This is a genomic window from Paenibacillus sp. Soil787 (assembly GCF_001429545.1).
Lineage (GTDB): Bacteria > Bacillota > Bacilli > Paenibacillales > NBRC-103111 > Paenibacillus_E.
This window is the reverse complement of record NZ_LMSP01000011.1, coordinates 109,876-136,068: the sequence shown is the minus strand read 5'-3', so window position 1 is coordinate 136,068 and position 26,193 is coordinate 109,876. Positions and strand designations below refer to the sequence as shown.

Sequence of the window (26,193 nt, the reverse complement as noted above, 5' to 3'; positions counted from 1 at the left end):
TCCGCTCGACTTGCATGTATTAGGCACGCCGCCAGCGTTCGTCCTGAGCCAGGATCAAACTCTCCATAATAGTAAAACTATTTGAAAGCTTAATTGCTCATTTGCGTTGCTAGCGAGATTTTGCAATCTCAATTGTAGTCACTTGCGTGACTGAATTTGCTGATTTGCTTCATTCATTTGTTCAGTTTTCAAGGAGCTTTATTGCGTTACCGTTTAAAGCGTTAATGCATCGCTCTTGCGGTGACAAGAAGTAATATTATCAGGTTTCAAAACGAATTGCAAGTAATTATATTCATCCATTATCTTACATCTTCACAAACCCCGCAGAGATGCCGTTTCGGCGCCATATATCCTTTTTCCCAAGCAGATGAACGCCGCCATTCCAATCATCAATGCCATTTAGGTACAAATGATCCAGCTTACATGTATGAACTAGTTTACCCATTTGCGTTCTTTGCAATCGCCATTTCTCAAAATGAGGAGGCAGCTGCTCGCCGTAACCCGGCAGCTTGTCACCTCCAGCAAGACGGACCAGTGGAAACTCACATTTGCGGATACTATCCACAATAGCCCAGAACTGCAAATCACCGAGGCCGTAATGATTGGCCGTTTTGCTTACTTCTTGAAATAACGACAGAACGGATACCTCTCCGTCCCCTATCAGCTCAAGAATGAGCTGTTGCATGGCGTTCAAGCCATTTTGGATAGATGGATAGCGTTCTGAATTGGCTTGTAGGGCTTTTTTCAGAAAAGGCAGTGCAGACAGATCCTCTCCCAATAAAGTCGCCATAAGAAGGGGCTCAGAAGCTGAATAGGCTGTCCAAACCTTGCTGGCCAAAAGAAGCTGGTCTTCATTAACAGGCAACCACTTGTCGTGCAGCTGAGAAATTTGATCGACGTTTAATTGACCTAATCCATGAAAAAACTCAACGCCAGGAAAGTAATTGATACTTAACAAAGATAGTTTAACGGGTCGAATAGGAAGAGCGAATAGTCTCGATAGCAAATAACAGAGCATCAATTGGTCATACAAATCATGCTCAAACCATAGGACAATTTCATCTGCATTCTCCACGAGCTTGCCCAGCGCTTTTTCCTGCTGCAAGGTAGTGGACTTAAACATTTCCTGAGGAATGCCGTGCTGGCGATTCATATAGGCCGCCCTCATAGATAAAAGGACACTATCAGACATCTGCATGCCGATAGGTCCTTCATATAGTGACTCGCGCCACACTAATATGTCTCCATCGATACCTGAAGTACGCAGCTTATCTCCAAATGCGTCTCCATTCACGATATGAAGTATATTCGGCATGGCACTGTCCCCTTAATTATGATTTAGCCTTCACCTAGTAGTTGTAAAAGCTCTTGTTCATCCTCAATGATCCGAATACCAAGATCTTGCGCTTTCGTCAGCTTGCTGCCGGCGCTTTCCCCTGCGATCACGATGTCCGTTTTCTTAGAAACACTTCCAGTAATCTTAGCACCTAACGCTTCCAGCTTCTTGGCACATTCGTCACGCCCCATAGAGGATAGCGTACCTGTAAGGACAATAGTTTTCCCGAAAAACGGATTGTCAGGGCTAGCCAAAACAACCGCCGGCTCCTCGGCTATTGGGTTGACACCTGCAGCGAGCATACGATCAATACTGGATACCATCACAGGGTCACGGAAAAAAGAATAAATACTCTCAGCTACTATTCCGCCTACATCAGGAAGCCCGATCAGCTCCTCAGGCGTAGCCGCCATAATTTTCGGTAAGCTGCGATAGTAGTCTGCGAGCACCTTGGTCGTGGTTTTACCCGAGTTAGGAATGCCTAGGGCGTAAAGGAACGAAGCTAGATCGCGCGATTTGCTTTTTTCTAGAGCATCAAGCAGATTGCGGGCCTTCTTCTCGCCAAAGCGATCGAGCTTGACGAGGTCCTCGAATTGTAAGGTGTACAGATCCGCAGGATCGCGGACATCCAGCTCTTGATGCAGCTGTGAAGCAGTCATTTCGCTGAAAAACTCAATATCCATCGCATCGCGCGAAGCAAAATGCGCCATACGACCAACCAGCTGCGGACTGCAGCCGAGACGGTTCAAGCAGAACAGATGCGCACCACGCATCTCCAGCTCACTGCCGCAGGAAGGACAATGTGTCGGAGCTACAATCTCCTCGCCATCATTCTCCTCGGTTACTTTACCGAGAATCTCCGGAATGACGTCATTGGAGCGACGGATGTAGACGAGGCTGCCTAAGGCGTGCTTGAGGTTTTTGCGCTCGATGTCACCGACATTGTTGAGCGTACAGTTCTGTACGGTTACACCAGCGAGATCCACGGCTTCAACGCGGGCTAGCGGCGTGATTTTGCCTGTGCGTCCAACTTCCCAGGATACACTTTGCAGGATCGTTGTCGCTTCTTCGGCCTCGAACTTATAGGCAATCGCCCAGCGAGGGAATTTCTCGGTGTAGCCGAGTACTTCTCTTGTTCGCATGTCGGTAATCTTGACGACACTTCCATCAATCAGAAAATCAAAGCCAAGACGCTCTTCAGCAATCTGCTCCAGCTCTGCACTTACTTCTTCCATCGTGCTGAAATACCGCGTGCGGTTGCTCACTTTAAAGTGGTTGTCACGAAGAAACTGAACCATGTCGAAATGATTATCGAACTGGATGCCGTCCGAGTAACCCACATTATAGAAAAAAGCGTTCAGCTTACGCTCTGCCGTCATTTTGGGATTGAGATTACGCAGCGCTCCAGCTGCTGCGTTGCGGGCGTTTTTGAGCGGATCCGTGGCTGTCTGATTGTACGCCTCGAGAACAGAGAGGAACATCATGCCCTCACCTTGCACTTCAATGGTTCCCTCATTGTACGGGATTTCCAGCGGGATGGATTTGATCGTCTTGACTTGGGCTAAAATGCCCTCGCCAACCGTACCATTTCCTCGCGTGGAGGCTTGAACAAGCTCTCCTTGCTTGTAGGTAAGGTTCAACGTGAGCCCATCGAACTTCAATTCCACCACATACGTCGGGTCCGGCAGTGGGTTCTCTGGATTCTTGCTGTTATAATCTGCAATTAACTTAAGCACACGCGTGTGCCATGTCTGCAGGTCTTCGGCATTTTGCGCTTTGTCCAAGCTCCAAAGCCTGGACAGATGCTTGTGTGGATCAAACCCTTTGAGAATGTCGCCGCCCACGCGCTGGGTTGGAGATGAAGGCAAGGTAATCCCTGTCTCCTTCTCTAGCGAGGTCAATTTATTGTATAAAGCATCCCACTCGGCATCGGAAATCGCCGGTTGATCCAGTGTGTAGTAGTTATGGTTGTGCTTGTTGATTTCTTGGATGAGGGTTTTCATTGCCGCGATGGCATCTGTCATTACGGGCTCTTCCTCTCTAATGGGTAATAGGGTGGTACGGCAAATAAAGACGAAAAATCGGCTCCTATTCTTTCGTTATAGGAGCGAACTTGGCAAGCAGGCGCTTCAAGCCAACAGGCGCCGGGAAAGCAATTTGCAGCTCGGTGTCGTCGCCCGAGCCTTTCACTGACACGACGGTGCCGATGCCCCACTTGCCATGCGACACTTTGTCGCTGGCTTTGTAGTCCGGCACCGCGCCGCCTGCGGCAGGCTGCGGAGCCCGGAACGCAGCCGGCTTCACCCCGGCTGCAGGGCTTGGCGCAGCCGCGCCAGAGCTAGGCCGTCCGAACGAGGACGGCGTACCCCAAGCGGACGAGCCGGCGGAGCCGCGGCCCGCTTGTGAGGCAGTGGCGCTGCTGCCACTGCTGCTGCCCCACGAGCTGGTGCGGCCAGCTCGCGAGAAGCCTCCGCCGATGGAGCCGCCCATCGAGACGTTCTCCAGGAGTTCCTTCGGAATCTCCTGAAGGAATCTCGACGGCGCGTTCGCGGCGGTGCGACCGAAGAGCGTGCGCATGCGGGCGCACGTGAGGAAAAGCTCTTGCTCGGCACGCGTGATGCCGACATAGGCCAAACGGCGCTCCTCCTCGAGCTCTTCGTTATCGGCGAAGGCACGGCTGTGCGGGAAGACGCCTTCTTCCATCCCGATGATGAAGACAACCGGGAACTCTAGACCTTTGGCGCTATGCATCGTCATGAGCACAACGGCGTCCTGTTCTTCCTCGCTTTTTTCTTTATCCAGCGTATCGATATCGGCGATAAGCGCCAAATCGGTCAGGAATGAAATGAGTGACTTGTCCTCGTTACGTTTCTCGAAGTCCATCGTCACAGACAGGAACTCATCGATATTTTCGAGACGAGCCTTGGATTCAATCGTATTCTCACGCTGCATCTCCAGACGGTATTGCGACATCTCCAGTATTTTCTCCGTTAGTTCAGTTACAGATAAGTATTCAACCATTCGGTTCAGGTTATCAATCATTTCGCGGAAATCAGCTAAAGCGTGCTTAGCCTTCGACGTGATCTCGAGTGAATCGACTTCCTCCAGCATAGCGTATAAGGAAATGCCTCTTCGTCCCGCCATTTCGGCCACTCGATCCATCGAGGTGTCACCAATGCCCCGCTTCGGCACGTTTACGATACGGCCCAAGCTGATATCGTCGTCCGGATTGGAGATAAGGCGCAGATACGCCAAAATATCTTTGATCTCTTTCCGATCGTAGAACTTTACGCCGCCAACGATGGTGTATTGGATATCGGATTTAATAAGAATTTCCTCAATCACCCGAGATTGTGCGTTCGTCCGGTACAGAATAGCGTGATGACCGAACTTTTTCCCATTAGACTTATTTTTATTAATTTCACTCGTAACAAAATAGCCTTCTTCGTGCTCAGAATCAGCTTGAAACAGCTTAATCCTTACGCCGCCCTCTTTATCCGTCCATAAATTTTTGGGCTTACGGCCCGTATTATTGGCAATGACCTTATTGGCAGCCTGCAAAATATTAGATGTGGAGCGATAATTTTGCTCCAATAAAATAGCGGTAGCATTCGGATAATCTTTTTCAAAATTAAGGATATTCGAAATGTCAGCTCCACGCCAACGGTAAATGGACTGGTCACTGTCTCCCACAACGCAAATGCGCTTATGCTTGGCTGCAATCATTTGACACAGCATATACTGCGCCCTGTTCGTATCCTGATACTCATCGACATGAATATATTGAAATTTATTTTGATAAAACTCCAGAACCTCTGGAACTTCATTAAACAAATGAATGGTTGCCATAATTAAGTCGTCGAAATCCAGGGAGTTGTTGCTTCTAAGCTTTTTCTGATAAAGCGTATAAATTTTCGAGGTCAACCCGTCGAAGTAGTCACCGATTTTATCTTCAAATTGTTTAGGAGAGATGAGTTCATTTTTGGCTGTAGAAATGGCCGCTTGAAAGGTCTTAGGTTCGTACTTCTTGGTATCAATGTTCAGTTCTTTACAACACGTTTTGATGACGGATAACTGATCACCGGAATCTAGAATGGTAAAATTCGAGGTGAAACCGATGCGTGAAATGTCTTTGCGCAGCATACGTACACACATCGAGTGAAACGTGGAAACCCAAATATCGCTCCCGCTGCCGCCAACCAGCTTGCCGACACGGTCCTGCATCTCACGAGCCGCTTTATTCGTAAATGTAAGGGCCAAAATGCTCCATGGCGCCGCTTTGCGCGTGCCGATCAAGTATGCAATACGATGCGTTAGCACTCGTGTCTTCCCGCTTCCCGCTCCAGCCATAATCAGAAGTGGGCCGTCGACAGCTTCAACTGCTTTGCGCTGCTCGGGATTCAACCTTTTTATCGCATCTAAAATATTGACTGTCTCGTTCATAAGTTACCTTCCTGTTCTATCAAAGTTCACGGTCTGAAGCGCCTGCTCCAGATCACTATAAATAATGTTGCCGACGACAATGGTATCTGCGACCTCCGCTGCTTGCTGCGCTTTATCCAGGCTGTCAATGCCGCCGCCATACAATAAACGGGCATTCTCCAGCACTTGCCGTGTCCGCCGTACCAGCTCCATATCTCCAAACACACCGCTATATTCCAAGTAAACAATAGACATGTGAAAAAGCTTGTCCGCCATGCGTGCATATGCCGCAACATCCTTGGCATCCAAGTTCGTACGAGCCGACGTTAATTGCGCAGCCGTAGCTTCTTTATTTAGAATAATATAGCCTTCGGCAATAATTTCGTCCCAATTGAGCATTGAACCATATTCCTTTAACGCCTCGTGATGCTGCCCAACGATCCATTTCGGATCATCGCTATTTAGCACAATCGGAATTAAAAATAAATCAAACCCAGGGACGATGGCCTCTTGATTGGATATCTCAAGCACACAAGGTACCTCATACTGGCGAATCCGCGATAGAAGATCTACCGTGTTATCGAAAGTTACCCCCGTTGAGCCACCCACCATGATCGCATCCGTCCCAGACTGGCAAAGCCGATCGAGCGCTTCGTCTGAGATGTCACGATCAGGGTCAAGCTTAAATACATGCTTCCACTTGCGTATATCGACGATCAATTGTTTCCCTCCGATTAGGCGGCAATACTGCCATACTATCAACAGTCTATGCTACGTATTCAGGTGTGTCAAATGACAAAAGACGGGCTAAGCGCCCGCCTTTTCAAGGAATATGTACGTAATGTTATCTGATCATCGCCAAAGCTTGATTTCTGACTAAATACGCACAAATGTTCCCAGTTATTTCACTTCAATATTAAGAATTTTCTCTACATTGAGATCCTTATGATCATTTTGCTGAAGCTCTAGTTTGATCTCATGTTTACCTGCTGCTAAATTGGTCAGGGTTAACGGACCTGTTTTGCCAATCATGGCTTTCTGCTTACCATCCACGTACAAATGCAAATGTCCTTCACCCTGTACGGCTTTCTGATCCATATGATCCGCTATCTGGAAATTACTTGTCTGATACGTGATCGTAACGTTCCTGCCCTCTACTTTATAATCGGCATCGATGGCTGGCTTGCCGCTGGAGGTCACTGTCTTCACACTGCTTTCCGTCTTTCCTTGAGCCACTGTAGTTGCTGCCATGGTGTCCTTCAAGCCTGCTGCGCCGCTGCTAGCAACTTCCTCTTTGGAACCACATGCTGTTGTTAATGCTCCTAGTACAATTAAAGTAGCTGTGCCGTAAATCCACGTTTTTCTCATCAGCATTTGCACCCTTCTCCCATAAGTTTGGACATCCTATGTTCCTTATATATGAGTGACAAGCTGGTTCCATACCATGATTATGAGAAAAGTGGGACAAAATAAATTAAACATATTTGGATCGATGAAGTTTTTGATAAAAAAAGACGCCCTTTAGCTAAAAGCTAGGGCGTCTTTGGAGCTGAGGGAACAATGGGAATTTAGAAGCTGTATTTACTTCCCTCATGCTGTTTACTGTAAGAACTTTCTCCTGCCGTCGAGGTATGAGAACCTGTTTGACTGCGGGAAACGCCAGTGGAACTTGCTGATTTACTAGAAATGCTGGCATTTTCAGATGCGTTGTATCCGGACGATCCGGCATAACCCTGCGATTGACCATAGCCGGTTTGTCCATAATTCTGATCTTGAAAATTTTGTCCTTGCAGGTTGCTAATATAGGCTTGCTGTTGACTAGCCTGATTTGGTGAAGACTGCGTATGGGTTGAATAGCCTTGCCCTTGATTATTATGCACCGCATTAGGATATTGAGAGGCACTAATCATGGGTTGGATAGGTGTCTGTGTTTGATATAAAGCCGCAATCTGGTTCTGTTGTTGACTCTGCTGCTGATAATGTTGCTGTTGCTGCTGAGCGATAGTCATCTGGTCTTGCTCCTGATAGCTCGCCGCGTTGGTTTGACTCAAATTTTGTTGTACAAAGGACTGCAGCTGAGCTGCGGTCTGGCTTTGTTTCTGCAGCTCTTGCTGAATTTGCTGCTGAGGAGCAGCTTGAATCTCATATTGGCCAAGCTTCTGGATTTCTTGAAATACAGCAACTTGATCCTCCAGTGTCTTTTGCAATAACGACTGGAAGGTCTGCCTAATCTGTGGATTAGCGGCCTCCATAGCGGCAGTTGTATATTCACGAGCACTGCGCTTCAACTCGGAAAGGACAAAGTTCGCGAAGTCCTCGTCTTTTAATTGTGCTTGTACCTGGTGAGACTGTTGCTGCTGTTGTTGATACGGGTTTTGCTGATACATGGCTTCTTGCACCTCCTATTATGTACGAATTAATGGGTAATACCTGATTGCTGCTGTAGGGTGTTGATGAGGACGCTAATGTTTTGCAGACGCTCCTGAGAAAGATGAGACAAGGTTTGTTTCAAGGATTGACTCTGGCTGTTCACAGCACCTTGTACACAAAGCTTCGCTAGCAGTTCCTCATTTTTTAGCGTATCGGTTACATACAAAAGCTCTTTGCCTGAAATTTGTTGGTTCCCTTGATTGCTATACATGTGAATCTTACCTCCTTTCCATTCCTTTTTTGTAGGTTTCCCAAATTATTCCGTTTTATGTGCCATTGGAAAAAAAAGTTAACCAATTGTTTGAGAAGTTAAGGTCCCTGCCAACTGCAGCTGTAGCAAAGTTGTACATCATACAACAATAAGGAAGCTAATCCGTGAGATCTCACCGATTGTTGTAGAAAATACAACATTTCCAGCCAAAATGGGCATTTTTGAATGAAATCGGGCTAGATTGTTGTACAAAATACAACATTTCCAGATCCATGGGACAAAACTAAGGGAATTGTTGTACTTCGTACAACTTCCGACTTCCGCTGGGAATAAAGGAATGAAATGAAGGAGGAATGAAGGAGAGAGGAGAGGAAAAAACTGCCCCCCCGCAGCACATTAGCTGAAGAGAGCAGTTTTCCTGTTAAGATGCGGGCTGAGCCGGTTTACCGGCATAGACATCCGCCAATTTCTGTATATCTGCGGCTGCAAGCGGGTACGCCCACTGTCCGCCTTGCTTCGTCAACCAGACCTGATCTTGACTTAGCTTACCTTCATAGATCTCGGTGACCTCTTTGCCATCAACAGACGATCCAAGCTCTATTTTGAGCTCACCGCCCGCAGTTGGCTTCTGAGCCGCTGGCTGTGGAAGATCAACGCTATGCAGGAAGTTCAGCTCATTCAGCAGCGGAGTCGCCTCCGCGCCTTTCAGCTCTTTATCGCCAAGCTTCCAGTTCGCCTCAGCAGCTACCTTGTCTTTATCTGTTTTGGCCAGCATATAGGTCTGACCTTTCCATGTCAGTTTTACGTTTTGCACCTTGTCGCTTTCAAATTGGACTGGGCTAGCATCAGTAAAATCTACCGGGTTTTTGCCGAGGGCAGAGAGCGACTGATCGCTCACCTGATACACAGCAGGAGATCCCTCGACCTGAACATAGGAGAAGCCTTCAATAGGAAGAGCCGTACCCACCAGCAGTCCTTTCTTGGAGCCGTCTTTTAACGTAACTTCATAAGTTCCAAGCGGCTTATCTAACCCATAGTTGGATAGATTACTTACCTGATCTTCAACTAGTTTCGTTGATGACACCAAACCGAGGGCATCCAACCACGAACCCACTTGATTCGTATTGATTGGCGCTGCTGCCGGGTTTTTCATCTCCCAACCGCTGCCATTCCGAGCTAGCTCGATCTGCTGTTCCTCTTTTTTCACATGAATGGACTGCACGTCTTCTTGCTTGAGTGTGATGAGCGATTTCGGTTCATCTTTTTTCTCTTGAAAGAAGTCTTTGCTCGAAGCGTACCAAAAACCGCCGATACAAATAACGACTAACAGAATCGTTGGAATAAACCGTTTCATCCTCGTCTCCTCCTCCACCAGATCAAGCCGCCAATCACTAAGAACAAGAGCGGTAAGAACACGATCGTTACGAGGAAAATAGTATTCGCTTGGCCAGGCGTAATCATCGCTTGTTGGAACGCATCCCCTTGGCGAGGACGGATCGTGATCTGATCCTTCTGTTCCTGCAGCCAGCCGATACTGTTCAGAGCAAAATCCTTGTTGCCTTGATTCTGAATATCTTCATCTAGTACAAACGTAGATCCCCCAAGAATGACAGCTTTAGGCTTGTTATCCTTATCCGCAATCGCGTAACCCAGATTCAGCGGACCTTTGACATCTGCCGCATCCTGCTTGGTTTTGGATTGTGCAAGAAGATTGATATCGGTTTCCCCGTAAGCTTTATCTGTTGTTTTCAAAAGCAGAGACTGGGTGTAGTCTGGCGCACTGCCATCCGCATTCAAACTTACAGCCAGCGACAACATCGTAATCAAATTATTGCTGGAGAGCTTGTTGGTAATGTCATGCGGGCCATACTCTGGAATAATCGTCAGCGGATCATAGAGCGACGTTTGTTTCGGTTCAATCGCAATCGCATGTTGATCCTGAATGCCGTATGTTTTCATGATCGCATCGATGTTTTTCCACTTAGCCGCCATATCTTTATTGAAGCCTAATGCCATATAAATCTTGCCTTTATCCTTCAAATAAGCTTCAATCAGCGCCGCCTCTTTATCATTCAGGTCATTTTGCGGACCAAGCAGCATCAGCATCTGCGCATCGTCCGGTATTTTACCCTCAACGAACAGATTAAGGTCCTTCACGACATAATTAGCGGCTTCCAGACTGCTTTTCAGAATCGTCATGGCATTCAGTGGATATTCCTGATGACCGGAAAGCAGATAAACCGTGTGCTTCTCTGTGGACGTGAGGCTCTTAATGGCCTGGGTAAACTTCTCTTCCCCTGAGAACGTGTAAGAACCATCTTGCTGGCCCACAAACAATTCATAGAAATTGATATTCTGCTTTTTAGAACCCATTTCAAAAATAATTGTTCCGCCCTGATCGACACCATACTGCTTGGCCATCGACGGCTGTTTCAGCATATCGTATTCATCATACGTAATCTTACCGCTTTGCTTCTTATATTCGGTCACCATATCAGTGACTTGCCGCGTCACAAAACCGTTGTTATCCCCACTATTCGTAAAGGCAACGATGTGAATATCTTGATTTAAATTTTTGAGTGTGGCCACTGTTTGCTCGGAGAGCGTAAAGCTCTTATTTTTCGTCAAATCAACCTGAAAGCCTTTCAGCGAATGAAGGAAGATCGTCAGTATAATGAAAATGCCGATAACGGCGATTGATAAAACAGTCGCATTAGTTCCCCGTATCCACTTATTCATCCCGCTCACCTCCAACGCTTTCTTTCAAGGACTTGTATGCAAAGAACCAGGAACACAGCTGTTAATGTGATATAAAAGAGGATGTCTCCGCCGTGCAGGACGCCCTTTTGCAAGTTCGTCAGATGGCTCGTCAATGAGAATTGAGCGACGTAATCCTTCAGCTTCCCTGTCATGCTGCCGCTTACCCAATCAAGCAGCCACAGCAAAAGCAAGATAACAAAGCCTGAAATACCGGCTACCATCTGATTGTTGGACAAACTGGACGCGAACAAGCCAATGGCCATCATCGCGCAGCCTAATAGGAACATACTTAGATAAGACAGCCACATGACAGGCTTATCGAGCGTTCCGAAGGCAGACATAATGAGCGGATAAATCAAACTAATCCCCACTAGTCCTACTTGTACAATAAAAGCTGATAAATATTTACCCAACACGATTTCACCAATACCTGCAGGTGAAGTCAGAAGCAGCTCATCGGTGCCTTGACGGAACTCATCTGCGATGAGACGCATCGTTAAAAGCGGGATGATAAATAGGTACACGAATGTGGTATTTCCAACAACGGAACGCGCATCCACAATCGGTGGCTGGCCGTTAACGAAGTTGATGTAGAAGAAGAAGCTCGATAGCAGCACATAGAATGCGAACGCTACGTAAGCAACAGGCGAAAAGAAATACATTTGCAGCTCTTTCGAGCAAATGGCCCAGACTCTACGCATCGGTGTCAACCTCCTCCTTCGGCGTGCTGTCGACTTCGGCAGGTTCATCCGTCGTCAACTTGAGGAAGATATCCTCTAGGCTGAGGCTTTCCCGCTTCATCTCGAGAATCGGATAGCCTGCGCCAGCCAGGCGGAAGAACAGCGCTTCGCGGATATCAGAGCGATCCGCAGAGGTCACTAGCAGCTTCACGGTTTCGGCGGCAGCTGATACTGGTTCTGTAGTCGCCGCTTCCGCGACTGCATCGTCGGTGATGAACACATCCTGCGCAACAGGCGCAGCGATAGTTGCAGCGTCGCTCGGCGCGTCGACTTCTTTCACTTCTGCGACCGTCTCTAGGCTGCGCAGCTCGGTCAAGATCCGCTCGCGAGGTCCCTTGACCTCGAGCGACACCTCGAACGTCTCGCCCATCGTACGGCCGAGATGCTCAGGGCGCTCGTCGAGCACGACGCGGCCTTGGTTAATGATCAGAACGCGGTTGCAAATCGCGTTGATTTCCGGGAGAATGTGCGTGCTCAGCAGCACTGTATGGTTCTCCCCCAGCTCATGAATCAGCTGGCGAATCTCGATGATCTGCTTCGGATCGAGGCCGGACGTAGGCTCGTCCAGGATAAGCAGATCCGGTTGGTGCAGAATCGCTTGCGCGAGGCCCAAGCGCTGCTTGTAGCCCTTGGACAAGGAGCGGATGATTTGCTTCTCGCGGCCTTGAAGACCCAGCTTGTCGATTGCTTCGCCGACACGCAGCTTCTGCTCCCGGGCAGGTACATCGCGAAGATTTGCGATGAATCGTAAATAAGCTTGCACTGTCATCTCGGGATAGAGAGGCGGCGTTTCGGGTAAGTAGCCGATTTTGCGGCGTGCTTTCTTCGGGTTATCCGCCATGGAGTGACCATCCACCCATATTTGACCATGCGTAGGGTTCAAATAACCCGTAATCATGCGCATTGTCGTTGTTTTGCCAGCACCGTTCGGTCCTAAAAAGCCGACGATTTCGCCGCGCTGCATCGAGAAGTCGATGTTGTGTACGCCGCGATCATTTTCGTACAGCTTGCTGACTTGTTTGACCTCAAGCATCCAAGATCCCCCATTTCTACTCGTTCATATAACCATCATCACTATACCCGCGGAACAATAAACCAACCTTAAGCAAATCTGAAAAATAGATTAAAAATATGTGTCTAAATCGTGAACGAATGGGGTGAGAAGATGCTAAATTGTCGAATGCTTGAAAGTAAATTGTAATCGTATATGTATAAATAAATAAAAACTCCCCTAGCTACTAGGGAGTTTTTATTTATTTATGGCATCATGATGAGAATTAATTTTAGCCTAGAAACCTAACATTTTAGAGATCTTTTCAAGTAGCCGTTGCTGTGATATCAATTGTTGGGATATGTCATCATATCGTTTGTTTAGTAACTCTGCTGTATCAAGCATTTCACTTCGGTTTTCTTGTTCCAACACTTCACTTACCTTTTGTGTTTGAAGATGAATCAAATTGCGCAGATCCTTTACATCCTCCGACACGCCTTCATACTTTTGGTTCAGTAACTCCGCTGTAGCAGTAAGCACTTCACTTTTGGGATCTGGATCCAAAGCTTCAGTTACCTTCTCTTGAACAATTTCGATCGCGTTTCGCAGCTCCGTTACTTCTTCCGATACGGTGTCATAGCGTTGGTTCAGTAACTCCGCTGTTGCAGTCAGCACTTCACCTTTGAAATCTCGATCCGAAGTTTCAGTTACCTTTTGCTGAACCGTTTGGATCGCATGCTGCAACCCCATTACATCTGTAGAAACACCCTCAATTTGTCTATTCATTAATTCAATTGTGGATACAACCTCGTTTCTGACGTCTTGTTCAAAAACCTCAGCTATCTTTTGGTTGAGAATTTGGATCACGTTTCGCAGCTCCGTTACTTCTTCCGATACGGTGTCATAGCGTTGGTCTAGCGATACTGCAGCAGCATTTATTTCACTTCGGATTTCTTGTTCCACCACTTCATTTACCTTTTGCATGTGAAGATCAATCAGATTGCGAAGGTCCTTCACATCCCCTGAAACGCCTTCATAGCGTTGATTCAGCAATTCCGTTGTTGCAGCAAGCACTTCACCTTTGAGATCTCTCTCCGATGTTTCAGTTACCTTTTGCTGCACGGTTTGGATCGCATGCTGCACCCCTGTTATTTCGGTAGAAACACCCTCAATTTGTCTTTTCAACACTTCAATTGTGGAAACAACCTCACTTCGGATGTCTTCTTCAAAAATCTCAGCTACCTCTTGGGTGAGAATCTGGATCACGTTTCGCAGCTCCATTACTTCTTCCGATACGGTGTCATAGCGCTGGTCTAACGATCCTGTAGCAGCATTTATTTCACTCCGGATTTCTTGTTCCAAACTTTCATTAACCTTTTGCGTATGGAGATGAATCTCATTAAGCTGCTTCTTTACATCCTCCGAAATACCTTTATAGCGTTGGTTCAGTAACTCCGTTGTGGCAGTAAGTATTTCACCCTTGAGATCTCTCTCCGAAGCTTCAGCTGCCTTTTGTTGAACAATGTGGATCGCATGCTGCAGCCCTGTTACTTCGGTTGAAACAACCTCAATTTGTCTATTCAGTAATTGGAGTGCGGCAGCAACTTCACTTTTAATGTCCTGTTCGAACAACCCAGTTACATGTTGGGTGAGAATTTGGATTACGTTTCGCAGTTCCGTTACTTCTTCAGAAACGCCCGAAACTTCATTAACTTGTTGCTTGAGCGTATGGATGATGTTACTAAGTTCCGCGACTTCATTACTTAATTGAACGAACTGAGGGTTTGAGTGATCCATCATAGATAACAAAAGCCCGCCACCTGCTATAGACGATATATCAGCCTTTCGATTCTTGTCGTCGATTGGGTCCTTTAAATTCCTTGGCGATTTATTCGCTTCAATCTTTCGCGTGAGGAGCTGTACCATGTTACTTAATTCCATTGTTTCTTTACTTAATTGCAAATTGGAGTTGTTCATAACTGGAGGTAGGATTGAGTTGTCTGCGGAAGGAGGTAAATTGGAGTCAGGAACAATAGTAGGTGTAGGCGGTAAAGGCTTTACTTCATTGAGTGCGATAATTGACCTCTGACGCTTTTCCTGTAAATGTTCTTTTATAAATTTAGGCGGTTTATTGGTATCGCTCATCTTGGCAATGGTCTCAAAAATTTCGATGGCTTCTTCTGTGTACTTTAGGGATCCGCCAACAGCTTTAGTCGGAAGAAAGTCGCGAAAATAATTGGACCATTCCATCACAGCTGCTCGCGTTTTCCCGATTTTACTAGCGATCTCGGTTAACTTATATGTCCTTTTCATCGTAATCCATCGTCATCCTTTCTTCTTATGTCCGTTAGGCTTAGGCATTAGCTGTAACATATTATTCAGGACATCATACAAATGACAATAAATGAAGAAAACATTTAAGACTCCGCTTTCCTTTTCTTCCAGAAAACAACAAGCCCAGTACCTATACGGCACTGGGCTGTTATCCACACTATAGATCCTTTACTTCACCAACTGACCGCGAGTAACACCTAATTGATTCGTAGCTTTCAACGAACGCCATACTTGCGTACCGCTAATCTCACCATCAATCGCGCGACGGTACAAGTCGAGAATTTCGCGCACCTTGTCTGGCGTTTCTTCAAGGAACTCAACACGGAAGGAGCGAATGCCCAGATCCATGAAATGACTCAAGTACTCGGCACCAGATTGATCCACCGCGTTATACACCGTATTACGACAGCCTTCATCGACACGCACCGGGTGAGACATACCGATACGGTCTTGCAAAGAAACGCTGTGATCCTCACAAGGACGACCGCAGTTTGTAAAGTCTGTGCCCTCGCTCAGGAACGTACAGTACACACAGTGCTCCGTATGGAACATCGGCATGTGCTGATGGATAACAACCTCAAGCTTTGAAGTCTCAGCACGGCGAAGTAAATCGACCATTTGCTGAATGTTCAAATCGTAAGAAGGCGTAATCTTCGATAGACCTGCTTCTAAGAACAAGGCAGCTGTTTTGTGGTTGGCCACATTGAGCGAGAAATCCCCGATTAATTGCGGTTTCGGCGCATCCGGATTTTCCAACCGATGCTTCAAGAAGAAGTAGGCTGCGCCCGTATTGCGGATCAATACCGCATCCGGATTAAGCTTTAATATATGGTTAAAATAGCCCGTTTCCCCTGGCATATGAATACGCGGTGTCACCAAGGCAATCCGGCGCCCGGCTGCACGAACGGCTTCCACGGCCGCAGGGAACTGCTTAATAAATTCGAAATCCGCATAAATAAACGCGATATCCGTTGTCTCAAGTACGGCCTTCACCTGATCCAGGTTACGGCAAAGTGCTGTAAGTTCCACAGCCTTGCGTTCCGCCAGGGAAAGCGCAGGCGCGGCAGAGGCGGTGACAGCAGACTCAGCAGCTGGCTGAAGAACGTCGTCATACACGCCGATTTCGCGCTTCATGTAAGCACGCGGCTTCTGCCGCTCGTCTTCCATCAGCTCCACAGCCGTGCGGCGCATGCTGTTAAGTTCACGCATCGGCACGATCAGCTCACCAGTCAGCTGCACATCCAGCTGACTGAGCTCATAAATCGTGCCGCCAAGGCGTCCGAACTGCTCCGTAAAGAGCTGTTCGTCCATCGGTCTTTTCTCCGCGCGAACCAGCGGAAGCTCGGATTGTACGAAGACGGTATGTCCGCCTTGCACATCCGTCCACCAGCTTTTGAGCGGCTCGCCTTCTACACCGCTGATTTGGACGCTTACTGGGAATGTCCGGTAAGGCTTGTCGGTCTCGAACGTCTGGCGCAAGCGCTTGTCCAGCTGTGGATCATTCGTCTTCCAGATGCGGTCGCCGACATGCAGACGGCCCAGTTCCACATCATTGCGTCCCATGATGATTTCGATCAGTCCACCCTCGGCTTCGCCTTCGAGCTTCTCTCCCTTGCGGCGCAAATCGTAGATGCGCCCGCCTTCTTCCTTCTTCGTCGGATCCCCAGCGTCGAAAACAAGCCCGTCACCGCGCTTAAGCGGAGCCTCCAGCTCACAGATCACCCCATCGCGCAAAATCTGCTTGATACGGCCCACAAACACACCGCGGCTCTTCGGAAACGTGCCGTCAACCAACTGCTTATTGTTGGTTCCTTGCAGGAATCCAACGGTAAATCCACGCGAGAAGCTTTGCTGCAGCTCACGAACCTCTTCTTTGGTCGGACGAGCATCCTCTCCAGCGAAATAACGATCGATCGCGCGGCGATACTTGCTCACGACATTGGCCACATATTCAGGGGTCTTCAGACGCCCTTCAATTTTGAAAGAGCGTACGCCGGCTTCAATAAGCTCCGGCACGATCTCTATCGCTGCCAAATCCTTTGGCGACAGCAAATACGTTACGTCGCCCATCGGCTTTTGCACGCCATCGACCATCAGATCATACGGCAAGCGGCAGGCTTGTGCGCATTCTCCGCGGTTAGCGGAACGCCCGCCCCACATTTCAGAAGTCAGACACTGGCCGGAATAGGATACGCAAAGCGCACCATGAACGAATACTTCCATCGGAAGCTTCGCTTGATCGCCGATTTGTTTAATCTGCTTTAAGTTATTTTCGCGCCCTAAAACAACGCGTTCAATATCGAACGGCTTCGTAAATTCAACCGCCTCAGGCGATGTAATCGTCATCTGTGTCGATCCGTGAATCGGGAAATCCGGGGAGATTTGGCGAATCATTTTAACCAAACCAAGATCCTGTACAATGACCGCGTCCACACCGGCGTCTACACATGCATCTATCAATTGCTTCGCATCATTCAGTTCTTCCTCAAACACCAGGATGTTGAAGGTCAGGAAGCCCTTTACCCCATATAAATGAAGAAACGACATAATATCCGGCAGTTCAGCCATCGTAAAGTTATGCGCGCGTGCTCTAGCATTAAATTTCTCCACACCAAAAAACACGGCATCCGCCCCATTGGCTACAGCCGCTCTCAAACAATCCCAATCCCCCGCAGGGGCCAACAATTCTATATCTTCTCTGCGTATCGTACGCATGGCAGCAAATCCTTTCAATAATAGATCCTCGGGTCATCCTCAAAGTCTTCTCTTAAGTGTAACAGAAAGAGTAGGTAGGAATCTAGGGCGGGGGGTAATTACAAACTTAGCCAATATCCGACAACAACGGCATATTTAAGAGTAAAAAATACTTAAGCTCGAAATTCTCGTCCTTAACGGGAACGTCGATGCGTTATTTGCTAGGAAAACGCCTTTTTTCAAGCTCAAGCGGAACGTCGATACGTTATTTCCGCTTTTTGACTGTGAAGTCTATCATTTTGACAAATAAGACACTCATGTTCCTCACCATGCCATTAAAAGCATCTATTTTCATAAATAGAGCATCGAGGTTCCCTTTGAAACGTTCGGGGATCGTGTTGGGCGATCGTCATTTACATTTTTTGTATATGCTCAGATGTTTTCCTTACCGCATGCAGCCAACACCTTTAGAAGTTAACAAAGCTTCCTATGAATGCTATAATGGCAAGGATAGTGACCTTTTTAGCAATTGAGGGATCCCTTTGGTTTTGTCGAAAATTCGTGTTCTTAAACTATTGATCGGATTAGGCCTTGTCTGCCTATTTACCATTGTCCTTCTTTTATTTTTGCCAAAAGTAGATGAAACCAAGCTCCTCTATGCGACGAGCGGGGATCTTTATGATGCGGCCGCCTATGGAAATTTTCAGCAAACCTTGCAAGCAGGCGTTCACACAGACAAACAAAACCTGCCTTCCTTATCAACGAGCCAGCTTCATAAGTACGATGCCATTTATCTAGATCCTGCTCTTGCACAAGACACCGGGTGGGCGGAGCAAGTTCCGAAACTTGTCACATTCGTGAAGCAGGGCGGACATTTATTGTTGGAAAATGAGTTTGCTGACCGGTTCCCGCTGGATTTTCTTGGAGCTGCCAGAATTGTCGATTTAAAAAAGGTACCACTGAACAAATTTGGCTCGCCTTTCTTATCAGGGGATTCACTGTCTCTTAGCTACCCGCAGGTGCCAATTAATCTTCAGGGCATTCAACAAACCTTTCAATTATTTACGCAAAGCTATCTTAAGCATCATACAATGGACGAGCTACCTGGCTTTAACCTCGGATACGGTTTCGATCCTTCCACAGGTCAAACGATTGTCAACATGTTTAACCCGTTGGAATCCAAGATGCCCGTTTCCCTCGTGATGCAAAATCGCGTCGGCAAAGGCGCCGTGCTGATCAGCAGCAACTTCCTGCCGAACCGGTACTTCCCAACTGGTTACGACATGATGAGCGGCATGGATCCGAAGCTAGGCTTCTCTCAGCTGGCTGCCAAGTACCAACATGACATGAAACAAGTTCCGGGAACAACTTATTTCAATAGAACAACGTTACCGATTGAGCCTTACTTTAACTTTGCTTTTGCTGCCGCCAACATGCAGTACCGCAGTGAGCAGCTGGCTTATGTATCGAAAGAAACATTTGGTTACAGTGTGCGGAAAATCCTTGGCCCTTACGGAAGGCCTGCGATGGCCTTTCAGAATCATTTTGAGGCGATGCCGGCCATTGGGCAAAAGGACGGCATTGCTTGGGCGGAGAAGCTGAAGGAATATAACGAGATTCCCTCGTATACACTCGTGCGGAACGCCTTCTATTGGGGGCAATGGCGTGAGAGCGTAACGGTGCAGCTGGGTACAGGAACGAACGCGCAGCCGAAGTTCGTCGGCGAGCTGCCCGGCTCGGGCTACGCGAGCGGGCTGCACGTGATGGCTGCCGGCAAGCCTCTGCGGCAAGCTTTGTTCCCGCAGTATCGCGATCTGTCGAGCGCGATTGAGCTGCCTTACCGTGCGTACCCGACGGCCGCGGATATGAACGGCGACGGCCGCACGGACCTCGTCGTCGGCAGCTCGGACGGATTCGTGTATGTGTACACGAATCAAGGCATTGACACGGCGGCTTACGCGAGTGAGCCGCTGTCTGAGGGCTTGGCGCTGCCGGACACGTTCGGCGCGCCGGTAAAGCTGCTGCTGGAGAGCGGCTTGCCGCTCCAGCTTGGCCCTTACAGTGCTGTTCACGCCGCAGACGTGAACGGGGATGGCCGCACGGACCTCGTCGTCTCTGACGAGTCCGGGGCGGTAAGGCTTCTGCCGCAGCTTGCTGGCGGCAGGTTCGCGAAGCCCGCGGCGCTGCTCGCGGGCGGGAAGCCGCTGCAGCTGCCCGGAGGGCCTGCAGCGCCGTTCGTCGCCGACGTCGATGGCGACGGCAAGCTCGACCTTGTCCTAGGCGGAGCCGATGGACAAGTATGGCTCTACAAGGGCCGCAGCGCAGCGGGCCTGCTACTCGACCAAGGCAGCGCCATCATCACGCTGCCGAACAAAGCCACGCACGCCGCACCATCCGTGCATGACATCAATGGCGACGGCCGACTCGATATCGTGGTCGGCAGCAGTGATGGGGACCTGCAGGTGTATCTCCAAGGCGCTGATGGCGCTTGGGCGAATGCAGGTCCCCTACAGGGCACAACCCTGAACCAAGTCGGCGATCACGCCTTGGTTGCCGGCCACTACTCCGTCCCGCTTTGGTTAGATCTTAATCACGACGGCAAAGACGACCTGGTCGTCGGCGGTATCGAATTCGGGTCCCCCGTTTCGATCGACGACCCGCAGTTTCCTTATCAAGCGGAACTCAAGGAGTTCATCCAATACGCGCATGATAATCATTTACAAATCGATCCGCACGTGTTTGTGCATAATTTCAAAAGTGCTGAAGAGGAACGCACCGAGCTTTCCCTTCACAAGAAAGCTTTCGATAAACTAGGCATCCCTTGGCTGCACCCCGGAACGAACCAACACACATGGCGCATCAATAACATAGACCATCAGCAAACACTGGCGAATGAACAGCAGCAAGGATTATGGTACAATTTCGGATTCTTAGCGCCCGATTCGCCCGTTATTCCACGTCCGGAAGAGATCTGGTCGCTTCCCTTTCTATTACAGGATAAACAAGGGAATGTGGATCATACGATGCTGATTCATACACCTACGCCCGTACTTCGGACAGGAGACTATGAAACGACGGATATTTTCGAATCGATGGTAAAATTGGACATGCCGATTGATTATTTCGAGCACATCGAGTACCATTTTCCCGTACCATCTTTGGTTGCCGACCTAACCAATTTCGCTGACTATTTTAATAAACTTCGTATGAAGCATGATTATAATTTTATGACCGAAACGCAGATGGCGAAGTCATTCCTAACCGCTATGAAAAGCGAGGTTCATATCAGCCAATCATGGGCCTCTTATATATGGGACAAGATGAAAGATCGATTAGCTGGCGGCAGTCCACACTTTCATGCCACTTTGACACCCAACAAGGCCAAGGTGCCCGGCTTGGCTGGTGAGTATGCCGCCACACTTGGCGTCGTCGTTGAAAAAGGCGATAAACTATCCCAGTACTCGCTGCAAACCGACTCTACGACCTACACAACGATAGACAACAGGTTCTATCTAGGTTTGGCTAAGCCATCTTCCATCGGTATTGGAGCAGCCAAGGAAAAGTTTCATATCGTGCGTTCTAATGTCCCTTTTGAGCTGACGCAGCAAGGAAACACGCAACAATTAGTCCTGAAATCAGCAGGTCTGCAGCAAATTAAGGTATTCAGTCCTACGGAGCTCCGTCTCGACGAATCATCCGAGGTCAAAATCGAGCATGACGCTCAAACTCATATGTACACCATCACCCGATACGGTGATTTGACGACACTTTCTTTTACCGCAAAGTGAACTAACGTTCCTTTACCACTTAATTTAACCAGGAGGCTTTCCAACATGTCTAATGAAGAATTAGTAGCGCAGCTTGAACAGCATATTCGCGAGCGTTATGAAATAGCTGAGGATGACGATGATTTTGACGTTGATGTTCATCTATTTGATTACGGGTTCATTGACTCCATTGGCGCCACAGCGCTTATCGCCTATATTGAGAAGACGTACGGCATCCAAGTGACGAATCAAGACTTAATGCTGTACTCTATGAACACGGTAAGCGAAATTGCCGATTTTATTTCCAAAAAGACTGCGAGGTAACACATTCATGTTGACATGTAAAATTTCTTTAGAAGGCCTGGCTGAAAGTCAGCATGGACAAGTTAAATACGCGTCCGCCTTTGCCGATGAGCATATTCAGGATATTGCCCTTGTGGATGGTCACATTATCATTACGCATAACTCTCCTGGCGGAAACGAAGGCATTACCGAGCGGGTTCAGCGTCTGATTGAACGTTTCTCCCACGGTGATTTCGGCTTCAAGGAAAACATTTTATTCGAGAACAAAGTCGACACTCCCTACGAAGGCGATATTATCGCTGAGCTTGTAGAGCGTAAAGCAATTAAAGTGTTGGAACCCGGCCTTTTTATTTTCCGTGAGCCTTTCTCCAGCTTAATGCGTTTCTTTGATTACTCTTTCGTAACGAAGATCGCCAAGCGTTTCGAAGGTATGCAGGAAGAGTCTTATCCAGCTGTTATTCATAGTCACACTTTAAATAAAACGAATCACTTCACTTCTTTCCCTGAGCACATTCATTTCGTGACTCATTTGCGTGAGGATTTGGATGTCATCGAATCCTTCTCCCAATCCATCCGTGAAGCTGGCGGTTGGAACCAAGAGCAGCCGCTCGCGCTTGATAACAATATGGTGAAGCCGAACTTCATGATGAATCCTTCCACTTGTTATCACTGCTATGAAGGCCTAGAGAATGAAACGCTCGAAGGGGACGGCATCGTCGTTACAGCCATTGCGAAATGTCACCGTTTCGAATCCAAAAACCACACCGATTTCGGTCGTCTGCTCGACTTCTCGATGCGCGAAATTATTTTCGTCGGCAAACCCGACTTCGTTAAAGAAAATCGCCTGAAATCGATCGAATATCTCAAAGAGCTTGCCGTTGAATGGAACGTAGACAGCATGATGGAGATCGCCAACGACCCGTTCTTCACGAACGATTTCCAAGTGAAAGCTTCCTTCCAACGCAATCAGGAGATGAAATATGAGCTGCGCTTGAGCATTCCTCATGTGAAGAAATCAATCGCCTGCTCCTCTGTCAATTTCCATAGCAATACGTTTGGGAATGCTTTTAATATTAAAATGGGCAAGCGCAACGCCGTTACTGGCTGTGTAGGCTTCGGAATCGAACGCTGGGCGTTCGCGTTCTTGGCGCAATATGGTCTCGACGAGCAGCAATGGCCAGCCACATTCCGTGAGCAGTACTATGCTTGGCAGGAGAAGGCGCTGTAAGTGCCTTTTCTCTTCAATCCCTAACTACTTTTGCTTGGTCGACCTTTAGCAGATAGCTGTTAATCATTGATGAGTGATTCATTTCTCTACGCGAGCTAATCCTGGGCGTACGTTGTAGCACCGCGAGACGCTGTCATCCGGAATCGCGGACATAGTCGACATCGGCGCCATCCCGCATGGCGGTGTTCAATCCTAACCGTCTAAGTTGTATTTTGTGCAACAATTTCTCAATAAAATGGCGTTGGGGGGCGTTGGGCGGCATTCGGTGGCGTCGGGTACATTGAGACCATTGGGTTCGGCGGATACGTGCTCATTGAACTCGTTCGGCACATTGGGCTGGTTCTTGGGTGAGTTGGGTTCGCCAGGTATTCTCTAGGCGTTAAGCTTATTGGTCCCGATCTGGCTGCATTAGGCTTGTTGACCCCTCGCTGAGTTCGGTGATTCCCTCAGTTGCGCAGAGTGCTTAGGCTCATCGAGCTTGTTGTGATCACTGGATACTTTAAGCTCACTGGGTCTGCAGACACTTCACCTGGAGCAATTCTGTTTTTTCACAGAACGCATTCATATCCGCCCATCTACCTGCACATTTATATCAAAGTAACATCACAATAGCCCACACGCCGACATTAGCTGCACAATTACAGTTCCTTGTCAGCTGTGGGCCAACTAATGCTTCATGCGTTCTCTATGGCGAGCAAGCGCTATGAAGCGTCCATCCTATACAAAGATAATGAGTGATTCCGTTGAAAGTAGCTGCATTTCTCAAAAAAAATAGTTTCGTACTCGGCCTGCTGCTGGCACTCGTCGTCTCCGACCTGCTCATTTCCTGGTGGGACCCGATGGTTAGCTCGCGCCGTTTTTACAAAAACGACTTCACCAAAACGCTCTACCACCACGGCTGGTCCCAATCGGGTCCGGTTTTCTTCGGTAATTCGTCCGTTACGGGTGCGTATATCGAAGAGAAATCCGAAGCCCATTTGGTTGAGATGGGACTTTCCTATGGAAAGCTAACCGACCTGAAAGCCATCCTATCAAATAACCTTTATCAGGTGAAGGATGAGCTTGTGATTGGCATTGATGTTCACACCATGCTAGACTCACTTGAAACGGATCCAACCTACCAATGGTTCAAACCATGGTATCAGCCATATGTTTATACGTACCGCGACTATTTCCGGGATTCTGGTGAAGAGTTTGCTCGGAATTTGCGCAAAGGCAGCCTAGGCTACGAGCCCCGCTGGATTGATAAAGAGCTATACCCCGGTCGCAAAGACGATGTTTTCCTAAAGACGAAGTGGACCGAATACGACAAGCGTTTCGGTGCCATGACACTTAAAGATTTTCAGGCAAATTTGGATGCTCTGCAGTGGGTTATCCAGTATGCGAATAAGCATCAACTTCCTCTGCGTGTGATTTGGATGCCGTGGAACAAAGGCTATGCAGACCCGCCTTATGTCTCCGCCTTGATGCAAGAGGCAAACCGCCAGCTGCAAGCTGCGAATGTGCCTACGCTGAATTTACTGCATAAATACGATCCACGCTATTTCAATGACCTTGTCCACTTGAACCGCGAAGATGGCGCGCCGTTATTTACGAAGGAGGTAGACACATGGTTAAAATCCTTAGGAAAACCATCGAAGTCCTGATCTATCTCGTAATGCTGTATTTGGTTTTCATCTATTTTACTGGCAAGGGCTTGTTTATCTACGAGAAATTCTAGTATTTCTAAATCTTCTAGAAGTCTAAGATGAGACTGATCAAGCATTCGAAGCGAGGAGTTCTATAGCTATGTTTTATATGCACATGAACGCAATTATCGCTATGATAGGCATGGTTGCCGTTCTGATGCTCACCCGCAAGTGGGCTAATAACAAACGCATTCTGATGATTATTTTCAGCCTCTGCTTTCTGCTGCTCTTCAGCCAGAAGCTGCTTATTTTCTATACCGCTTTTACGGTCATTAATTATGCAGGCTTTGTTTATTTATGCCGAACGACGTTATGGCGTAAAGCGACGTTTATTTTCGCGATTGCCGCTAATGTTGTCGGTGTGTTTCTCGGAGTCCGGCTTTTCGTCATGGACATTTTTCACAATCCGTTATTCGATGCCATCATCTATTTAGGCCTCATTTATAACGTTCTTAAAGTGATCGATGCTTATTATTTTGCTTATTTTTTCGGCAAAGAAGGCCAAGTTCCAGCTATTGATTACGCGAATTACCTGTTGTTTATCCCAACTTTTACATCAGGGCCGATTTTAAAATTCCGTGATTTTATGGCCGATAGCAAAAAACCTTACAACGTTGATGCTGCGCTCTTCGAAGACAGTGTGAAACGGATTATTCTAGGATTGTTCAAGAAAATCGTTGTGGTCACTTGGATGACCAGCGTTTTCGATCAAGTGCTGAAACAAGACCTGCACACCCATCAGTCGTTATTTCTATTGATCTGGTTCTATGCACTCATTTACTTCGATTTCTCCGGTTATTCCGATATGGCAATCGGCTTTGGGCGATTGATGGGCTATACGATGCCTGAGAACTTCAAGCGTCCACTCTTCTCGCCTTCCATGACGCAGTTTTGGCGGAATTGGCACGCGACGTTAGGCGATTTTTTCCGTGATCATATCTTCATGTTCTTCTCTCGTACCGCTCCCTCCCGCTGGGTAGCTTCCAGCCTGTCCGTTCTGATTATGGTCTTGATTGGACTGTGGCATGGCTTTACGTGGCTTTATTTCTTCTATGGGCTCTATCATGGAATCATTCTTGCTATCGAAAATATATTTAAAATCACGACAGTTAATAAAAAGAAAGTATCCAAAACCTATTTCTACTTTCGTTGTTTCGTGACACAAGCGCTGGTTACGTTCTCAGTTATTATCTATAGCTCCAATTATGAGACGGTTCTTCGAATCTATAAAGGCTTGCTTCATTTTACTGGATGATAGTGGTATAATTTGTGTGATTGTTAACCATTTA

18 protein-coding genes and 1 rRNA gene are annotated in these 26,193 nt (G+C 47.7%); 5 read left to right on the top strand and 14 right to left on the bottom strand.

The annotated features are described in order from the left end of the window. From ASG93_RS12430 to ASG93_RS12365, 14 genes are all read right to left on the bottom strand, one after another. A 16S ribosomal RNA gene (locus tag ASG93_RS12430) occupies nt 1-70 on the bottom strand; the annotation flags it as partial. Between the two features lie 234 nt (nt 71-304). Continuing rightward, complete coding sequence (locus tag ASG93_RS12425) at nt 305-1,315, bottom strand: DUF1835 domain-containing protein (protein ID WP_056832324.1); 1,011 nt, start codon at nt 1,313-1,315, stop codon at nt 305-307. A gap of 23 nt (nt 1,316-1,338) precedes the next feature. Continuing rightward, nucleotides 1,339-3,360, bottom strand: coding sequence for an NAD-dependent DNA ligase LigA (gene ligA, locus ASG93_RS12420; protein WP_056832322.1), 2,022 nt, complete (start codon nt 3,358-3,360; stop codon nt 1,339-1,341). Between the two features lie 64 nt (nt 3,361-3,424). Further along, complete coding sequence (pcrA, locus tag ASG93_RS12415; protein ID WP_056832320.1) at nt 3,425-5,779, bottom strand: DNA helicase PcrA; 2,355 nt, start codon at nt 5,777-5,779, stop codon at nt 3,425-3,427. A gap of 3 nt (nt 5,780-5,782) precedes the next feature. Beyond that, entirely contained in the window at nt 5,783-6,478 is a 696-nt protein-coding gene (locus ASG93_RS12410) for a heptaprenylglyceryl phosphate synthase (RefSeq protein WP_056832318.1), read from the bottom strand. Nucleotides 6,479-6,658: 180 nt separating this feature from the next. Then, nucleotides 6,659-7,132 carry a DUF6130 family protein gene (locus ASG93_RS12405; RefSeq protein WP_056832316.1) on the bottom strand — a complete coding sequence of 158 codons (474 nt, stop codon included), beginning with the start codon at nt 7,130-7,132 and terminating at the stop codon, nt 6,659-6,661. A 194-nt stretch (nt 7,133-7,326) separates the two neighbouring features. Continuing rightward, on the bottom strand, nt 7,327-8,145 hold the full coding sequence (locus ASG93_RS12400; RefSeq protein ID WP_056832314.1) for a spore coat protein: 819 nt from the start codon (nt 8,143-8,145) through the stop codon (nt 7,327-7,329). A 29-nt stretch (nt 8,146-8,174) separates the two neighbouring features. Continuing rightward, the gene (locus ASG93_RS12395) at nt 8,175-8,399 is read right to left on the bottom strand and encodes a hypothetical protein (RefSeq protein ID WP_056832312.1); all 225 of its coding nucleotides are present in this window, start codon (nt 8,397-8,399) and stop codon (nt 8,175-8,177) included. Nucleotides 8,400-8,820: 421 nt separating this feature from the next. After that, entirely contained in the window at nt 8,821-9,753 is a 933-nt protein-coding gene (locus ASG93_RS12390) for a DUF4340 domain-containing protein (protein WP_056832310.1), read from the bottom strand. Further along, nucleotides 9,750-11,138 carry a GldG family protein gene (locus ASG93_RS12385; protein WP_056832308.1) on the bottom strand — a complete coding sequence of 463 codons (1,389 nt, stop codon included), beginning with the start codon at nt 11,136-11,138 and terminating at the stop codon, nt 9,750-9,752. The genes ASG93_RS12390 and ASG93_RS12385 overlap by 4 nt, the downstream gene beginning before the upstream one ends. A 5-nt stretch (nt 11,139-11,143) precedes the next feature. Beyond that, entirely contained in the window at nt 11,144-11,860 is a 717-nt protein-coding gene (locus tag ASG93_RS12380; protein ID WP_056832306.1) for an ABC transporter permease subunit, read from the bottom strand. After that, entirely contained in the window at nt 11,853-12,932 is a 1,080-nt protein-coding gene (locus ASG93_RS12375; RefSeq protein WP_056832304.1) for an ABC transporter ATP-binding protein, read from the bottom strand. Before ASG93_RS12375 ends, ASG93_RS12380 begins: the two co-directional genes overlap by 8 nt. Before the next feature lie 255 nt (nt 12,933-13,187). Further along, on the bottom strand, nt 13,188-15,203 hold the full coding sequence (locus ASG93_RS12370) for a hypothetical protein (protein WP_056832302.1): 2,016 nt from the start codon (nt 15,201-15,203) through the stop codon (nt 13,188-13,190). Nucleotides 15,204-15,392: 189 nt separating this feature from the next. After that, a complete protein-coding gene (locus ASG93_RS12365) occupies nt 15,393-17,939 on the bottom strand; it encodes a DUF3656 domain-containing U32 family peptidase (protein WP_056832299.1) in 2,547 nt (848 codons plus the stop codon). Nucleotides 17,940-18,466: 527 nt separating this feature from the next. On the opposite strand from ASG93_RS12365, the gene ASG93_RS12360 reads away from it, so the two are divergent. The 5 genes from ASG93_RS12360 (at nt 18,467) to ASG93_RS12340 (ending at nt 26,159) form a co-directional block, all read left to right on the top strand. Then, on the top strand, nt 18,467-21,706 hold the full coding sequence (locus ASG93_RS12360; RefSeq protein WP_063891862.1) for an FG-GAP repeat domain-containing protein: 3,240 nt from the start codon (nt 18,467-18,469) through the stop codon (nt 21,704-21,706). A gap of 45 nt (nt 21,707-21,751) precedes the next feature. Next, nucleotides 21,752-22,009 carry an acyl carrier protein gene (locus ASG93_RS12355; protein ID WP_056832294.1) on the top strand — a complete coding sequence of 86 codons (258 nt, stop codon included), beginning with the start codon at nt 21,752-21,754 and terminating at the stop codon, nt 22,007-22,009. A gap of 7 nt (nt 22,010-22,016) precedes the next feature. Further along, entirely contained in the window at nt 22,017-23,216 is a 1,200-nt protein-coding gene (locus tag ASG93_RS12350) for a hypothetical protein (protein ID WP_235550828.1), read from the top strand. 743 nt (nt 23,217-23,959) lie between these two features. Further along, entirely contained in the window at nt 23,960-24,862 is a 903-nt protein-coding gene (locus ASG93_RS12345) for a hypothetical protein (protein ID WP_056832292.1), read from the top strand. 142 nt (nt 24,863-25,004) lie between these two features. Beyond that, complete coding sequence (locus ASG93_RS12340) at nt 25,005-26,159, top strand: MBOAT family O-acyltransferase (RefSeq protein ID WP_056832290.1); 1,155 nt, start codon at nt 25,005-25,007, stop codon at nt 26,157-26,159. Nucleotides 26,160-26,193 lie beyond the last annotated feature (34 nt).

Coding starts and splice junctions, on each gene's coding strand:
- ASG93_RS12375 (WP_056832304.1), bottom strand. CDS start 12,932: ATGCTTGAGGTCAAACAAGTCAGCAAGCTGTACGAAAATGATCGCGGC.
- ASG93_RS12365 (WP_056832299.1), bottom strand. CDS start 17,939: ATGCGTACGATACGCAGAGAAGATATAGAATTGTTGGCCCCTGCGGGG.
- ASG93_RS12400 (WP_056832314.1), bottom strand. CDS start 8,145: ATGTATCAGCAAAACCCGTATCAACAACAGCAGCAACAGTCTCACCAG.
- pcrA (WP_056832320.1), bottom strand. CDS start 5,779: ATGAACGAGACAGTCAATATTTTAGATGCGATAAAAAGGTTGAATCCC.
- ASG93_RS12385 (WP_056832308.1), bottom strand. CDS start 11,138: ATGAATAAGTGGATACGGGGAACTAATGCGACTGTTTTATCAATCGCC.
- ASG93_RS12350 (WP_235550828.1), top strand. CDS start 22,017: ATGTTGACATGTAAAATTTCTTTAGAAGGCCTGGCTGAAAGTCAGCAT.
- ASG93_RS12395 (WP_056832312.1), bottom strand. CDS start 8,399: ATGTATAGCAATCAAGGGAACCAACAAATTTCAGGCAAAGAGCTTTTG.
- ASG93_RS12405 (WP_056832316.1), bottom strand. CDS start 7,132: ATGCTGATGAGAAAAACGTGGATTTACGGCACAGCTACTTTAATTGTA.
- ASG93_RS12370 (WP_056832302.1), bottom strand. CDS start 15,203: ATGAAAAGGACATATAAGTTAACCGAGATCGCTAGTAAAATCGGGAAA.
- ASG93_RS12340 (WP_056832290.1), top strand. CDS start 25,005: ATGTTTTATATGCACATGAACGCAATTATCGCTATGATAGGCATGGTT.
- ASG93_RS12425 (WP_056832324.1), bottom strand. CDS start 1,315: ATGCCGAATATACTTCATATCGTGAATGGAGACGCATTTGGAGATAAG.
- ASG93_RS12390 (WP_056832310.1), bottom strand. CDS start 9,753: ATGAAACGGTTTATTCCAACGATTCTGTTAGTCGTTATTTGTATCGGC.
- ASG93_RS12380 (WP_056832306.1), bottom strand. CDS start 11,860: ATGCGTAGAGTCTGGGCCATTTGCTCGAAAGAGCTGCAAATGTATTTC.
- ligA (WP_056832322.1), bottom strand. CDS start 3,360: ATGACAGATGCCATCGCGGCAATGAAAACCCTCATCCAAGAAATCAAC.
- ASG93_RS12355 (WP_056832294.1), top strand. CDS start 21,752: ATGTCTAATGAAGAATTAGTAGCGCAGCTTGAACAGCATATTCGCGAG.